Below are 13823 nucleotides of genomic sequence, written 5' to 3'. Positions count from 1 at the left end.
ATTCTCTACCCGCGCCACCCCCGCAGCGGAAAGCCCGACGCGCCACGATCGGAGACCTTCACCCCTAGGACCTGGTGCAACTGGATGTTGTCGCGGTCGAACCCGAGCCGGCTCGCCGCCATGTAGAGCCGCCACACGCGCGCCCGCCCGACGCCGACCTCGGCGACGGCCTCAGTCCAGTGCTCCTCGAGGTTGGCGCACCACGCGGCGAGGGTGAGCGCGTAGTGCTCCCGGAGGTTCTCCTCGTGGCGGATCTCGAAGCCGGAGTCGTTCATCACGGAGATCAGGTGCCCGACCGGCTCGAGCTGCCCGTCCGGGAATACGTAGCGGGCGAAGAACGGGTCGAGCTCGCGGCGCCCCGGGGTGCGCGGCTGCGTGATGCAGTGGTTCAGCAGCCGCCCGCCCGGGCGCAGCCGCTCGGACAGGGACGCGAAGTAGTTCTGGAGCTGGTTCTTGCCGATGTGCTCGGTGAGCCCGATCGAGCTGATCGCGTCGAACTCCGACTCCGGCGCGTCGCGGTAGTCGAGGTGGCGCACCTCGGCGAGGTCGCCGAGGCCGCGGCGCTCGATCTCGGCCTGCGCCCACTCCGCCTGGTTGCGCGAGAGCGTCACCCCGAGCGCCTTCACCCCGTGCTCGGCCGCGGCGTGCATGACCATGCCGCCCCACCCGCACCCGACGTCGAGCAGCCGCATGCCGGGTTCAAGTCCGAGCTTCTGCGCCACCAGCTCGTGCTTGGCGGCCTGGGCTTCCTCCAGCGTGGCCGTGGCCGTCGGGTAGACGGCACACGTGTAGGCCATGGACGGGCCGAGGACCCACTCGTAGAACCGGTTGGAGACGTCGTAGTGGTGGGAGATCGCCTTCCGGTCTCGGGACTTGGAGTGCAGGCGGCCCGGCGGGCGGTACTCGAGGTCGGGGACGGGCTGCCGGTGGCGGAGCCAGACGGGCAGCAACCGGCGCGCCAGCCGGACCCGCTCGGGGCGGCTCAGGTCGTGCAGCGCCAGGTCGGCCATCGCGTGGAGCAGCTCGTAGACCTCGCCCTCGACCTCGATCTCGCCGGACACGTACGCCCTGGCGAGCCCCAGCGTGCCCGGCGCGGTGACGAGCCGGGCCAGCGCCCGCGGCGTGAGGACGCGCAGGGCTACCTCGGAGCTGTCCGGGCCCGCTTTGCTCCCGTCGTAGGCGACGACGCGGACCGGCACGTCTCGACCAAGAACGTCCGATATGAGCTGTGCGACATGCATCATGACCTCCCTGATCCGGTGACCTTGGTGAAGAGGTCGGGCAGCCGTCCGTGCGGGTCGTAACGCTCCTTGAGCGCACGGTAGGCAGGCCCGTTGTAGTGCTTCCAGAACTCACCCTCGTCGTAGTGAACCGTCGAGTACAGCGACTTGTGCCCGCCCAGGTCCGCCACCAGCTCCTCCACCCGGCGGTTGTTGGCGTCGGGGCCGCCCGGCTTCTCCGGGACCGTGCCCCAGAACCCGGCGTTGACGTACAGCTCGGCGGGTTCGAGCGGGTAGAGCGGCCAGCTCCGCTCGCCGCGCAGGCGCAGCGGGCAGAGCCAGATCGGGGCGAGCCCGATGTCGGTGTGGAAGGCGTCGAGGAACTCGGCAAGCCGCTCGACGGGGATCTCGACGTCCTGGATGACCGGCTCCTCCTGGGGGTTGCCGGTGAGGCGGCGGAGCCGGTTCGAGAACCCGTACCGCCGGTCGAGCGCGACGATCCGGCGGTAGACGTCCGAGCGCCGGTAGCGGCTCGGCCAGAACCTGCGCGTCAGCGGGTTCTGCACGCCGAGCGCGCGCGAGCACCAGAACCAGTCGGTGTCCCAGCGCCAGATGTAGTCGTGGACGGTCATGACGTCCTGCGTCCGCTCCCGGACGGACCGGTAGAAGATCTTCTGGCCGGTGTAGTCGCTGGGGCCGGGGCCGGGGTCGTCGGTGAACGTTCCCAGCGTCAGGTACTGCTCACCGGGCGCGAACACGACCCCGTCGACGAAGTCGGGGCCATCGGGGCCGCACACCTCGGTGATGACGGCCGCGAGCTGCGAGGTGGGCACCCGCCGGTGCTCCAGCCGCACGTAGGGGGCCACCGGCTGCAGCTCGATGCGCAGCCGCAGGGCGTAGCCCAGGCTGCCGTAGGAGTTCGGGAAGCCCGCGAACAGCTCGGCGTGCTCGCCGTCGGGGGTGGCCGTGACGACCTTTCCGTCGGGGGTGAGGACGTCCATCTCCAGCACCGACTCGTGCGGCAGGCCGTGGCGGAACGACGTGGACTCGATCCCGAGCCCGGTGACGGCCCCGCCGAGGGTGATCGTCTTGAGCTGCGGGACGACGAGCGGCATCAGACCGTGCGGGAGCGTCGCCGCGACGAGGTCCTCGTAGGTGGTCATCCCCTGGACGTCGGCGGTGCGGGCGCCCGCGTCCACGGAGATCACGCCGGTGAGCGCCGACGCGTCGATCCGCCCGGCATCGTCCCCGGGTGCGCTTCCGAACCGGAAGAGGTTGGACGTCGGCTTCGCGAGGCGGACGGGGGTGCCGGGGGGCACCGCGCGGTAGCGCGCCACCAGGTCCGTGACCGCTGCGGAATGCGCGGCCGGGGTCATGGTCATAGGCGGCGACGCTAGTCGGAGACCGGTGTACTGCCCAAGCATCAAGCGACAAACGTCCGTCACACGGCCCGGTCGGGGCATTCTGGTGTTACGCGGGGTTGCGGCCGGTTTCAGCCGTGGTCAGCGAGGAAGGCGTCGAGGGCGCACCAGGTGGTGGTGCGCGCGTCGCGACCCGTGAGCACGCCGAGGTGCCCGCCGGGGGCGGTGGCGAACCTCACCTCGGGGGCGCCGGTGAGCAGCCCCACCACCTTCTGGACGGCGGGCAGCGGCGCGATCACATCGCTGCGCCCGGCGACGACGAGCACCGGGCGGTCGACGGCCGACAGCGGGATGATCCGCCCGCCGAGCGCGAGCTTCCCGTCGGCGAGGTCGTTGCCCCGCAGCATCAGGTGGTAGATCTGTCCGAACACGCGTCCCGGGTAGCCGTGCATGTTGCCCATCAGGTGGTCGACGGCCTCGATCTGCGCGAGGGTGTCCCGGTTGTCCAGGCGCGAGAGCACCGTGAGCGGCTTGGTCACCAGCCGGTCCACGGCCGAGAGCTGGAACGCCGCGCTCACGACCGGTGCGGGGAAGCTCCCGATCGCCCGGTAGACCGAGGAGAGCGCGCGCCCGCCCGCCACGGCGGCGAGCGGGCGCAGCGGCGCCACGAAGGGCACCGCGGAGATGTCGACCGGGCTGCCGATCATGGTGAGGGTGCGCACCGGGAGCGGCTCGGCCGCGATGACGGCCCCGGCGACGGCGAGCGAGCAGAAGATCCCTGCGAGCGACCATCCGACGAGGTGGACGTCCGGCCCGGCGTCCTCGGCGGTGAGCCGGGTCGCCCACGGCACGACGTCGTCCACCCAGTGCTCCATGCCGAGCCTGCGGTCGGCGAACGACTTCGGCCCGTGGTCGACCAGGTAGACCGGGTGGCCCGTGGTCACGAGGTGCTCCACGAGCGAGCAGCCGCGGCGCAGGTCGTAGGCGAAGTCGGGGGCGCCGAGCGGCGGTACGAGCAGCACAGGCTCGCCCCCGGCAGGCGCGACCCCCTCCACCGGCCGATACCGGTAGAGCGTGCCGCACAAACCGTCGTCGATCAGGTCGCGTGGCATGCGGCGTAGGTCGGCGACGCCGCCGCGGACCATGTCCAGGAGGTTCACCGCGGCGGCGGACAAGTCCACGTCAGCGACCCTAGTGCGGCCCTCCCGGCCGATGTCGATCCGGCGGCGGACACGGACCGTAGTTACTCACCGGTATGTGAGGATGGCCGCATGGAGCGCGACATCTTCGACGCTGAGCACGACTCCTTCCGCGACCTCGCCCGCACGTTCATCGCGAAGGAGATCACGCCCTTCCACGGCCAGTGGGAGAAGGACGGTCAGGTCAGCCGGGACGTCTGGCGGGCGGCCGGGACGGCCGGGCTGCTCGGCACCGACGTGCCGGAGGAGTACGGGGGCGGCGGCGTCACCGACTTCCGCTACAACGCCGTGCTCACCGAGGAGCTCGCCCGCGCCGGTGCCAGCGGCGTCGGGTTCCCCCTGCAGAACGACGTGGTGGCGCCTTACCTGCTGCGCCTGGGCACCGACGAGCAGAAGTCCCGCTGGCTCCCCGGGTTCTGCTCGGGCGAGATCATCACCGCGATCGCGATGACCGAGCCCGGCACGGGCTCGGACCTGCAGGGCATCCAGACCTCCGCCCGCCGCGACGGGGACGACTGGGTGCTGGGCGGGAGCAAGACGTTCATCACCAATGGGGTCATGGCCGACCTGGTGATCGTCGTCGCCCGCACCGACCCCGACGCCGGAAGCCGCGGATTCAGCCTGCTCGTCGTCGAGCGCGGGATGCCCGGGTTCGAGCGCGGGCGGCGGCTGGAGAAGGTCGGGCTCAAGGCGCAGGACACCGCGGAGCTGTCGTTCACCGACGTGCGTGTGCCGGCGGCGAACGTGCTCGGCGAGCCGGGCACCGGGTTCGTCTCCCTCATGCAGAACCTCGCGCAGGAGCGGCTCTCGATCGCCGTCGGCTGTGCCGCGGGGGCGGCCGCTGCGCTCGACCTGACGCTCGCGTACACGAAGGAGCGCACGGCGTTCGGGCGTCCGGTGGCCGCGTTCCAGAACACCAGGTTCGAGCTCGCCGAGATCGACACTGAGGTGAGCGTGACCAGGGCGTTCGTCGACCGCTGCATCAGCGAGCACGTGGCGGGCCGGCTCTCGGTCACCGACGCCGCGAAGGCCAAGTGGTGGGCGAGCGACGTGCTCAAGCGGGTGGTGGACCGCTGCGTGCAGCTGCATGGCGGCTACGGCTACATGCTGGAGTACCCGATCGCGAAGGCCTTCGTCGACTCCCGCGTCCAGTCCATCTTCGGCGGCACCAACGAGATCATGAAGGAGATCATCGGTCGCACCCTCGTGGGCTGATCCGCGCGGGACACTAGGGCGTGTCCGGTGGATCTTGTTCGATGAGAGCCGTGATGCAGGTGGTTCCTGGCGGCGCCGCCGGATCGCCCTCATACCGGGCGTATCCGGGCGATCCGGCGGTGTCGACAGGGGCCGCCTGGGCGCGGCTATCGCGGACGAAGATCCGCCGGACACGCCCTAGTAGGCGACCGCTCAGATCACGAGGCTCGCGAGCCGCGCCCGTTCGGCGTCGACGTCGAAGTCCGGCTGGGGGAACTTCGGGTCCATCTCGGTCAGCGTCTCGTCCAGTAGCGCGGCCACCGCCCAGTTGCGGTACCACTTGCGGTCCGACGGCACCACGTACCAGGGCGCGGTGTCGGAGTCGCAGGCGCGCATCGCGTCGGCGTAGGCCTGCATGTACTCCCACCACTTCGCGCGGGCGTCCAGGTCGCCGGGGTTGTACTTCCAGCGTTTGGCCGGGTCGTCCAGCCGGGCGAGCAGCCGCTCCGCCTGCTCCTCGGGCGAGATGTGCAGCATGCACTTCAGCACGGTCACGCCCTTCTCGGTCAGCTCGGCCTCGAACGCGTTGATCTCGTCGTAGCGCCGCCGCCACACCTCCTCGGAAACCAGCGACTCGACCCGCGCGACGAGGACGTCTTCGTAGTGGGAGCGGTCGAAGATCCCGATGAAGCCGGGGCGGGGCACCTGGTTGCGAATGCGCCACAGGAAGTGGTGCGCGAGCTCTTCGGGGGTGGGCTTCTTGAAGGTTGCGATGTGCAGGCCCTGCGGGTTGACCAGGCCTCCGACGTGCCGGATCACGCCGCCCTTGCCGGACGTGTCCATGCCCTGCAGCACGAGCAGCACGGCGCGCCGCCCCCCGCCGGTGGCCTGGGCGTAGAGCGCCTCCTGGAGGTGGTCGAGCCGACTGCCGCGGTCGACCATGTCGTCGGCGGCCGCGGACTTGTCCTTCGGCCCGATCGGCCGGCCGCACGGGTCGATCGCCTTCAGGTCGGGCTCGGCGGGCACCCGGAACGTCTCGCGCACGGATTTCCCCATGCCGCGAGCCTAGGGCGGCGGGCCGGACCTGTCGTGAGGCGAGCGCGGCTCGTCAACCGGTCGGTTCGGAGCGCGGTCGGCGGCGATGGTCGCCAGGTCGAGCGCCAGCGTGAAGGGCTCCTCGATCCGCAGCACCGCGCCCTCGCCCGCGTGGGCGTACTCGTGGTACCGGCCGCCGATGATCATGTCGGCCACCGCGAACGGGACGTCGTGGTCGATCAGCAGCGAGTACGGGATGCGGCTGCGGGCGTAGAGCTGGGGCTTGAAGGTGCGGTCGACGGCCCCGTGGTCGGACCCGATGACCTCGACGACCATCAGCGCGGCCGCGGCGTCGAGCAGTTCCTCGGCCGGGCCGTCGCCTGCGCCGTCCGGTCCATCGGGTTTCGCCGACGTCACCACCAGGTCCGGCACGAGCACGCAGTCGGGCCCGAGGCGCAGGGGCACAGGGCCGATCACCCGGAGCCCCTTCGGCAGCGCCGCGTCGACGGCCGCGCGCACCCGCTGGATCACCCGGGCGCGGCGCTCCCCGGCCCCCGGCCCGACGAGCAGCGTGCCGTCGACGACCTCCACACGCCCGTCGTGGCGCAGCGCGAGGTAGGCGTCCTCGGCCCAGGGGCCGTCGTGACTCAACACGGCGCGGTCCACTGCTGCCGCCTCTCGTTCCGGGGTGCTCGCAGGCGACATGGTGACACGCCTGCATGCGAGCCCCTCAGGACGACCGGTGATGGCTTCCCACCGGCACCACCAAGGGGAGATCCAGGCGCGCCGGCGCTGCCCGCCCGACAGCTCGTCGACCGGCCGCTCGGCGAGGTCGGCGATGCCGGTCCACTCCAGCGCCCGCGCCACGGCCTCCTCGTCGTCGGCCGACCACTGCCGGTACCAGGCCTGGTGCGGGTGCCGTCCCCGCCGACGGGGCGGGGCGCCGGGCGCCTTTGCGCCGTGTCGCGCGGCCGACCGCGGCCGCCCGTGTTGGGATGGCGCGGTGCACGCGCTCCTGCCCCCGCCCGGCCCGCCTGCGGCGGAGTTGGACGACTCCATGCTCGCCGAGTTCTACGCCTACCCCGACGACCTCGCGGCGCCCTACGTTCGCGTCAACTTCGTGACGAGCGCCGACGGGGCCGCGAGCGTCGACGGCCGGTCGGCCGGGCTCGGGTCCGCGGCGGACCGCCGGGTGTTCCTCCTGCTGCGCGAACTGGCCGACGTCGTGCTGGCCGGCGCCGGGACCGTCCGCACCGAGGACTACCGGGGGGCACGCAAGGTCACCCGCGGTCGGGACACCCCGCCCCCGATCGCCGTCGTCACCGGCTCGGCCGACCTCGACCCCACCAGCAGGCTGTTCACCGACACGACGACCCCGCCGATCGTCCTCACCCTCGACTCGGCCCCGCAGGAGCGCCGCGACCGGCTCGCCGCCGCCGGCGCCGACGTCGTCGCGCTGGAGCGGCTCACCCCGGACCTGCTGCTGGCCGAGCTGGCCAGCCGCGGGCTGCACCGCGTGCTCTGCGAGGGCGGGCCGGTCCTCTTCGGCGACCTCGTGGCGGCCGACGCCGTCGACGAGCTGTGCCTCACGGTGGCCCCGCTGATCGCGGCGGGAACAGCGCCCCGCATCTGCGACGCCCGCCCCGGGACGCCCCCGCGTCCGCTGGAACTCGCCGGCGTCCTTCACGACGACGGGAACCTGCTGCTGCGCTACCGCCGCGCGGAAGCCGGTCCTACCCCTTTCGAGTGACTTCACGGGAGCATGGGACGGCAACGAACGTCCAACCCGCGGACACTCGAACCGCCACTCCGGATCGCGACGACGATCGATGACGACGGACGACCACGAAGGAGGGACCGTCGATGGCCGAGAGCACAGCAACACCGACGACCACCACGACCACCACGACCGCCGGCTCGCCTGCCCGGCTCGCCGACGACACCGCGCAGGGCAAGACGACGATCGCCGCCTCGGTGGTGCAGAAGATCGCCGGGATCGCCGCACGGGAGATCTCGGGGGTGCACTCGATGGGCGGCGGTGTGTCCCGCGCGTTCGGCGCGATCCGCGAGCGCATCCCCGGCGGCGGCACCGGCACCACCAATATCGCGGGCGTGCAGGTCGAAGTCGGTGAGAAGCAGGCGGCGATCGACCTGGACATCGTCGTCGAGTACGGCGCGTCGATCGTCGAGCTGGCGAGGGCCGTGCGCCGCAACGTCATCACCGCGGTGGAGCGGATGACCGGCCTCGAGGTGATCGAGGTCAACATCGCGGTCAACGACATCCACCTGCCCAACGCCGAGGGCGAGGAGGAGTTGCCGGTCATGCAGCCCCCGCGGGTCGAGTGACGGGAGAGAGGAACCAGCCGGGCCGAACGACGCAGGAGATCTCCGTGCCGACCGCGCCGCCCCGAACAGCGCCCCACGAGACGGCACCGCAGGAAACGGTGCCGCCCGGAACGGTGCCGCCCGGAACGGTGCCGCCCGGAACGGTGCCGCCCGGAACTGGGGCGCCCGCCACGGGGCCGAGCGCACCCCAGGCGGCCCCGGCCGACGACCCGGCCGCGCTCGCGGAGCGGGTCGCCGCCGCCGTGACGGCGCACCCGTCGGTGGCCCGGCTGCACGGTGGCCCCTTCGGGGTGATCGCCACGCACCTGCCCGGCCGCAGGCTCGTCGGCGTGCGGATCGGGGTCGGTGCCGAGCCCGTCGAGCTGGGTGTGGTGCTGCACGTGGACCGGCTGATCACGCAGGTCGTGCCCGTGCTGCGGCGTCAGGTCTCCCGCCTGTGCGGGGGCGCGGCCGTGGACATCACGGTCGCCGATCTCGAGCTCCCCGCCGAGCTCGCGGCCCTGCTGGAGCGGGCGCCGTGACCCGGGAGGAGCCGTGACCCCGGAGGAGCGGTCGGAGTTCCGTGCGTTCGTCCGCAAGCACCACCCGGACCGCGGCGGCGACCCGGAGGTGTTCGCGGCCGGGCTGGCCCGGTTCGGCATCGCGGACGCCGCAGTCCCACCTGCCGACACCCCTCGCCCCACGGATCCCGTGGATGTGGGCACGTTGCCGTTCCCGGTCCGGGTCGGCGTGGCCCTCATCCGCACCTGGCACCGCACCCGTTCCCGGCGGGTCGACCCGCCCGCGGACCATTCGTGAAGGAGAATCGGATGAACGCCACCCAGACCGGCCTGCTGGCGGGTCTCATCCTCGGCGTCGCCGGGGCGTTCGGCGGCTTCGGCGCGTTCCTCATCGTGCTCGTCCTCGGCGCGATCGGGCTCGTCGTCGGCCGGGTGCTCGACGGCCAGCTCGACATCAACGCCGTGCTCGGCAGGGGCCGGGACCGGTGAAGGGCCCACTGCGCGCCGCCGAGGACAGGGGCGTGCTGGACATCCACCCCTCGGTCCTCCGCAAGATCGTCGAGCACGCGGCGGACGAGGTGCCCGGCACGCTCCGCCACGAACGCCGCCTCGCAGGCATCGACGTGGGCGAGGCCGGGGCAAGCGCCCGCATCACCCTCGGCGCGGCGGACGCGGCCGCGCTCGACGTGCGGCTCGAGATCACCCTGCAGTACCCGGCGCCCGTCCGAAGCGTCGTCGAAGCGGTGCGGGAGCACGTGGGCGAGGAGCTCGTCCGCATCGCGGGGCACCGCGTGCGCACCCTGACCGTCACCGTGGCCGGCCTCCGCCCGGCCCGGCCCGCCGCCGTGGCCCGGCTCCACTAGCCGCGGCTCCCGTCCGACCGTCCGAGGAGGACCGACCGTGCGTGTGCTGCTCCGGGTGCTTGCCCCGCTGCTCGGCATCGCCCTCGCCGCCCTCGGCGTGCTCGTGGTGCTGGAGGTCGTCGCCGCTTGGGTGCAGCCCGGCCGGGCGCGCGGGCTCCTCGTGCCGTGGCCCGACTGGCGCCGCACCCTCGAGACGGTGACGTGGGCGCAGCCCCCCGTGGCCGGGATCGCGATCGGCGTCGCGGTGGCGGGACTGTTGCTCATGCTGGTCGGGCTGCTGGCCCGGCGCCCGGAGATCCCACTCACCGGGCCTGCGCCGGGGATCACGGTCACCACCTCACCGCGGGTGCTCGCCCGGTTCGTCGGGCGCCGGGTGCGCGGCACAGACGACATCGCCGGGGCGTCGGTCACCGCCTCGCGCCGCAGGGTCACGGTGACCGCACAGGCCTGGAACGACGCCGGCCCCGAGCTGCGCGACACGGTGCGGGCCCGCGTCGACGAGCTGCTCGACGACCTGCCGCTGCGCACCAAGCCCCGCGTGATCGTGACCGTTCAGGAGCGGAGGGGCCCGCGGTGACCACACCCACCACACCCACCACACCCACCACCGACGGCACCGGCAGGGAGGCCGGGTCGAAGGCGCTGGGCCGGCAGGCCAGAGCCGCGTTGGCTCGCTCCACGGCCGGCGACCGCTGGCTCGCGATTCTGCTCGGGCTCGTGCTGTTCGCCGCAGGCGCGCTCGTCGCGCTCCTGTCGTACGGCGTGTTCGGCACCGGGCGCGCCTCCCGCCCGCTGCTCGACCCCATGATTGTGGACGCGCTGCGGGCCGCCCCCGACCTCTTCAGGGGGATCGCGGTCGCGGTCGGGGTACTGCTCGTCATCGTCGGGCTGGCCTGGGCGGCGCATTCGGTGCGCCCGGAGGCGCGTCCGGACCTGGTGCTCCGGAGCGACCCGGACACCGCGATCGTCGTGAGCTCGAACGCCGCCGCGGAAGCCCTGAGCGGCCAGGCCACCGCGATCCCCGGGGTGCTGCGGGCCCGGGCCCGCATGGTCGGTGCCGACGACGCACCTGCCGTGCGCGTCACACTCTGGCTCGCAGACGACGCCGACGTCCGCGAGGTGCTCGCTCGTCTCGACGACGAGGTGCTCGCAACCGCACGCACGTCGCTCGGGATCGGCAGGCTGCCCGTGGCCGTGCGGCTGGAACTGGACCACTCCCCTACCGCACCCCGGGTTTCCTGACCTGTTCACTCCTTCCACACCGGCCGTGCGACAGGCTGGGAAGCGACCGGCCGCGAGTGCCGGTCGACAGGACGGGAGGGCACGTGGCACGAGCACCGCGGCACGCGGTCGTCGCCGCCCTGCTCTGCATGGCCGCCCTGCTCGGGGGCTGCACCGTCGGCCCGTCCGCGCGCCCGCCGGTGGCCGTGCGCGGCGAGAGCGTGCCTGCGCGCCCGACGCAGCAGCCGCTTCCCGAGCCGGCACCCGAGCTCCCGGCGCCGCAGAGCCAGCGGGCGACGATCCCGTTCTTCGAGTGCACCGAGGACACGCTCGTCACGCTGCCGACGCCGATCCCGCCCGACCGCACGATCCAGGTGCAGTGCGGGGAGCTCACGGTGCCGGCCGACCCCGACCAGCCGGGTCAGGGCGTCGTCACGCTCGGGGTGCTGCGGGTGAGCGCGGCGGGCGCGCCTGCGGACCGGCCGCCGCTGCTCGTGCTCGGCGACACCACCCGCGACCCGGCCGCCCGGCAGGCCGCGATACTGGCCGGGCAGGTGTCGCCCGCCCTGCTGGAGCACTACACGCTGATCGGGCTGGACCGCCGGGGCGCGGGCAGCGACATCCTCGACTGCGCCCCCGACGACGCACGAGCGGCGATCGTCGACGCCGACCCGGCGTCGGCGAGCGAGAGCGCCATGGGCGTGCTACTGGAGCAGGCCCGCGCGATCGTGCAGGAGTGCAATCTCACGCTCGACGGCGGGCTCGGCATCTACCGGACGGCCGCCACGGCGGCTGACGTCGACCTGCTGCGCGCGGCGCTCGGGGTGGATCGGCTCTCCGCGGTCGGGGTGGGCGACGGCGCGGCAGCGCTCGCGCAGTGGGCCCGCAGCGCGCCGCGGTCGGTCGGCAGGCTCGTGCTCGACGGCCCACCGAACCCGACCCTCGACGAGCCCGACCTCTCCGACTCCCGCGCGGCCGCCGCGGAGGCCACCTTCGGCGCGTTCAGCGTGGCCTGCACGGCCCAGCCGACCTGTCCACTGGGCGCCGACCCGCGCGCCGCCGTCACCGCGCTGGTCGCACAGCTGCGCGGCCGCCCGCTGGTGGGTGAGGACGGCACGCGGCTCACCGCGGGGGCGGCCCTGACGACGCTGCTCACGGGGCTCGGCGAGCCGCGCACCTGGCCGGCGCTCGCCTCGGCCCTCGCGGCGGCCGAGGCGGGTGACCCCGCACCGATGCTCACGCTGCTCGCCCCGGTCGTGGGCCCGCGGGGCCGCTACGACGGCATGCTCGCCACGAGCTGCAACGACACCCGGCGGCGGCTCGCCCCCGGTGAGATCGGCGCCCTCGCCCAGCGCTGGCGCACCTCGTACCCGATGTTCGGCGGCGTGTTCGCCGCGCGCCTGCTGGCCTGCGCCCCGTGGCCGACGGGCGGGCCGCCCCCGCCGTCGGGACAGGCTGATGGAGCGCCGCCGATCCTGGTGATCGGCACCGCGGCGGACCCGCGCGGTCCCCTCGACGGATCCCGCCGCACCGCCGATAGCCTCGCCACGGCGCGCTTCCTCAGCTGGCAGGGCGCAGGCACCGGCGCCTACCCGCGCACATCCTGTGTCAGCACCGTGGTGGAAGCGATGCTGATCGACGGGATGGTGCCCGAGTCGGGCACTCTCTGCCCGCCCTGACCGCCCACCCCGCACGTCAGCAGTAGTGCCGCTGGGCGAGTGACACGACCTTGGCCGCCTGGGCCCTCGTGAGGTCCGGCAGGACCGCGGGGAGCGTGCGGACCAGGGAGGTCTCGTCCGCGCCCTGGCCGAGCTGCTGGCAGATCGCCGCCGCGGCCTCGGTCTCGGCCTGCCCGCTGCGGCTGGTCGGGATGTCCGCGTCGCGCAGGGCGGTGAGGTAGGCGACGGCCTGCTCGCTGCGCGGGTCGACCGCAGCCGGTTGGGCCGGCTCAGCGGGCGAGACCGGGACGGCTGTGGTGGTCTCGGCGCTGCCGACGACGGCGGCGGGCGTGGGATCCTGCGCGGGAGCCGACCCGCCGGTGAGTGCCGCGACCAGCGCGACCACCGCCAGCGCGACCACCACGGCCACCGCCGCGAGCGCGGGCCGCGCTGGAAGGCGGGCGGCCCAGCCGACCGGCTCCCGGTCGTCGTCCTGGTCGCCGTCGTCGTCGAGGTGGTCCCGGCGGTCCTCGGGACTCTCGTCGTCCCCGGCATCCACCGGGCGGCGCACCCTCGTGGCGGCCGTGGCTTCGGCCGCGCCCGGCGACTGCTCACCCCCGGCGGGCTCGCGCAGCGCGTGCAGGCCGGTGAGCACCTCGGTGGAGTCGGCGTCGATCACCCCGGAGGCCTCGGCCGCGCGGCGGCGGGCGGCGCGCCCCCCGGCGACGGGCAGGCCGACCACGGTGGCGGCCTCGTCGGGAAGCCAGCCGCGCGGCGGGCCCTGCGGCCCGGGCGGGCCGGGCGGCCGGCGCCACGGGCCCGTGTGGCCGGTCGGGCCGGTGTGGCCGGGACCGGGTCCCTGGTGGCTCTGCTGGCCGTTCGGACCGTGCAGGCCGTTCGGACCGTGCAGGCCGTTCGGACCGTGCAGGCCGTTCGGACTGTGCTGGCCGTGCTGGCCGGTGCCATCGACCTCGGGCCAGGCCGCTCGGCGCGGGCCGGACGGCCATGGCCCCTGCGGCGGGCCTTGCCAGGGTGGCCCGGGATGTACCTGGCGGGCGTTGTACTGCGGGCCGATCTGCACCCGCGCGGTCTGCGCCGGACCCGGGCCGCCCGGCGAGCGTCCCTGACCCGACGGGGGCACCCGTCCGCCCGCGGCCGCCACGGCCCGCCGCTCCGCGTCCAGCGCGGCAGCGGCGTCCTCCGCGGCGCGAGCGGCGGCGTCGGCG

Annotated in this window: 16 protein-coding genes and 1 pseudogene; 10 read left to right on the top strand and 7 right to left on the bottom strand. The window is 73.8% G+C overall.

Features of this window, described 5'->3' with window-relative positions; all coding sequences use genetic code 11:
* Positions 1–5 precede the first annotated feature (5 nt).
* From ABD143_RS22160 to ABD143_RS22150, 3 genes are all read right to left on the bottom strand, one after another.
* Entirely contained in the window at positions 6–1241 is a 1236-nt protein-coding gene (locus ABD143_RS22160) for a class I SAM-dependent methyltransferase (protein WP_343982817.1), read from the bottom strand.
* Complete coding sequence (locus tag ABD143_RS22155; RefSeq protein WP_343981597.1) at positions 1241–2602, bottom strand: FAD-binding oxidoreductase; 1362 nt, start codon at positions 2600–2602, stop codon at positions 1241–1243. The genes ABD143_RS22160 and ABD143_RS22155 overlap by 1 nt, the downstream gene beginning before the upstream one ends.
* A 110-nt stretch (positions 2603–2712) precedes the next feature.
* A complete protein-coding gene (locus ABD143_RS22150; protein WP_343982815.1) occupies positions 2713–3726 on the bottom strand; it encodes an alpha/beta hydrolase in 1014 nt (337 codons plus the stop codon).
* A gap of 126 nt (positions 3727–3852) precedes the next feature.
* Here ABD143_RS22150 and ABD143_RS22145 point away from each other — a divergent pair, with 126 nt between their 5' ends.
* A complete protein-coding gene (locus tag ABD143_RS22145) occupies positions 3853–4995 on the top strand; it encodes an acyl-CoA dehydrogenase family protein (RefSeq protein WP_343981595.1) in 1143 nt (380 codons plus the stop codon).
* Positions 4996–5187: 192 nt separating this feature from the next.
* Here the strand turns inward: ABD143_RS22145 and ABD143_RS22140 are convergent, their stop codons facing one another.
* The 3 genes and pseudogenes from ABD143_RS22140 to ABD143_RS22130 form a co-directional block, all read right to left on the bottom strand.
* Positions 5188–6030: a PPK2 family polyphosphate kinase gene (locus tag ABD143_RS22140; protein WP_343981592.1), complete on the bottom strand. Its 843-nt coding sequence runs from the start codon at positions 6028–6030 to the stop codon at positions 5188–5190.
* A 9-nt stretch (positions 6031–6039) separates the two neighbouring features.
* A complete protein-coding gene (locus ABD143_RS22135; RefSeq protein WP_343982813.1) occupies positions 6040–6714 on the bottom strand; it encodes a Uma2 family endonuclease in 675 nt (224 codons plus the stop codon).
* A gap of 66 nt (positions 6715–6780) precedes the next feature.
* Positions 6781–6936, bottom strand: a pseudogene (locus ABD143_RS22130) (ABC transporter ATP-binding protein); the annotation flags it as partial.
* A gap of 76 nt (positions 6937–7012) precedes the next feature.
* On the opposite strand from ABD143_RS22130, the gene ABD143_RS22125 reads away from it, so the two are divergent.
* The 9 genes from ABD143_RS22125 to ABD143_RS22085 all read left to right on the top strand — a co-directional run bounded on the left by ABD143_RS22125 (position 7013) and on the right by ABD143_RS22085 (position 12618).
* Positions 7013–7759 carry a pyrimidine reductase family protein gene (locus ABD143_RS22125; protein ID WP_343981589.1) on the top strand — a complete coding sequence of 249 codons (747 nt, stop codon included), beginning with the start codon at positions 7013–7015 and terminating at the stop codon, positions 7757–7759.
* Positions 7760–7872: 113 nt separating this feature from the next.
* Positions 7873–8355, top strand: a complete 483-nt coding sequence (locus tag ABD143_RS22120) for an Asp23/Gls24 family envelope stress response protein (protein ID WP_343981586.1) — start codon at positions 7873–7875, stop codon at positions 8353–8355.
* A gap of 44 nt (positions 8356–8399) precedes the next feature.
* Positions 8400–8876, top strand: a complete 477-nt coding sequence (locus ABD143_RS22115; protein WP_343981583.1) for a hypothetical protein — start codon at positions 8400–8402, stop codon at positions 8874–8876.
* Positions 8877–8889: 13 nt separating this feature from the next.
* Positions 8890–9153, top strand: a complete 264-nt coding sequence (locus tag ABD143_RS22110; protein WP_343981581.1) for a hypothetical protein — start codon at positions 8890–8892, stop codon at positions 9151–9153.
* A gap of 11 nt (positions 9154–9164) precedes the next feature.
* The gene (locus tag ABD143_RS22105; RefSeq protein WP_343981578.1) at positions 9165–9344 is read left to right on the top strand and encodes a hypothetical protein; all 180 of its coding nucleotides are present in this window, start codon (positions 9165–9167) and stop codon (positions 9342–9344) included.
* The gene (locus ABD143_RS22100) at positions 9341–9718 is read left to right on the top strand and encodes an Asp23/Gls24 family envelope stress response protein (protein ID WP_343981574.1); all 378 of its coding nucleotides are present in this window, start codon (positions 9341–9343) and stop codon (positions 9716–9718) included. Before ABD143_RS22105 ends, ABD143_RS22100 begins: the two co-directional genes overlap by 4 nt.
* Positions 9719–9755: 37 nt before the next feature.
* Complete coding sequence (locus tag ABD143_RS22095; RefSeq protein WP_343981571.1) at positions 9756–10295, top strand: DUF6286 domain-containing protein; 540 nt, start codon at positions 9756–9758, stop codon at positions 10293–10295.
* Positions 10292–10960, top strand: a complete 669-nt coding sequence (locus tag ABD143_RS22090) for an Asp23/Gls24 family envelope stress response protein (protein WP_343981568.1) — start codon at positions 10292–10294, stop codon at positions 10958–10960. The genes ABD143_RS22095 and ABD143_RS22090 overlap by 4 nt, the downstream gene beginning before the upstream one ends.
* A gap of 83 nt (positions 10961–11043) precedes the next feature.
* Positions 11044–12618, top strand: coding sequence for an alpha/beta fold hydrolase (locus ABD143_RS22085; RefSeq protein WP_343981565.1), 1575 nt, complete (start codon positions 11044–11046; stop codon positions 12616–12618).
* 16 nt (positions 12619–12634) lie between these two features.
* Here ABD143_RS22085 and ABD143_RS22080 read toward each other — a convergent pair.
* The coding region (locus ABD143_RS22080) for a DUF732 domain-containing protein (RefSeq protein WP_343981563.1) at positions 12635–13823 on the bottom strand (1189 nt) is incomplete at its 5' end.

Origin of the sequence: Pseudonocardia aurantiaca (assembly GCF_039526725.1) — a bacterium.
GTDB lineage: Bacteria > Actinomycetota > Actinomycetes > Mycobacteriales > Pseudonocardiaceae > Pseudonocardia > Pseudonocardia aurantiaca.
Note: the sequence above shows the minus strand (reverse complement) of the source record. Positions and strands in the feature narration are given on the sequence as shown.

Excerpts from the sequence above, each read along its gene's own strand:
- ABD143_RS22140 (WP_343981592.1), bottom strand. The coding sequence starts at position 6,030 with ATGGGGAAATCCGTGCGCGAGACGTTCCGGGTGCCCGCCGAGCCCGAC.
- ABD143_RS22155 (WP_343981597.1), bottom strand. The coding sequence starts at position 2,602 with ATGACCATGACCCCGGCCGCGCATTCCGCAGCGGTCACGGACCTGGTG.
- ABD143_RS22160 (WP_343982817.1), bottom strand. The coding sequence starts at position 1,241 with ATGCATGTCGCACAGCTCATATCGGACGTTCTTGGTCGAGACGTGCCG.
- ABD143_RS22135 (WP_343982813.1), bottom strand. The coding sequence starts at position 6,714 with ATGTCGCCTGCGAGCACCCCGGAACGAGAGGCGGCAGCAGTGGACCGC.
- ABD143_RS22145 (WP_343981595.1), top strand. The coding sequence starts at position 3,853 with ATGGAGCGCGACATCTTCGACGCTGAGCACGACTCCTTCCGCGACCTC.
- ABD143_RS22150 (WP_343982815.1), bottom strand. The coding sequence starts at position 3,726 with ATGGTCCGCGGCGGCGTCGCCGACCTACGCCGCATGCCACGCGACCTG.
- ABD143_RS22120 (WP_343981586.1), top strand. The coding sequence starts at position 7,873 with ATGGCCGAGAGCACAGCAACACCGACGACCACCACGACCACCACGACC.
- ABD143_RS22105 (WP_343981578.1), top strand. The coding sequence starts at position 9,165 with ATGAACGCCACCCAGACCGGCCTGCTGGCGGGTCTCATCCTCGGCGTC.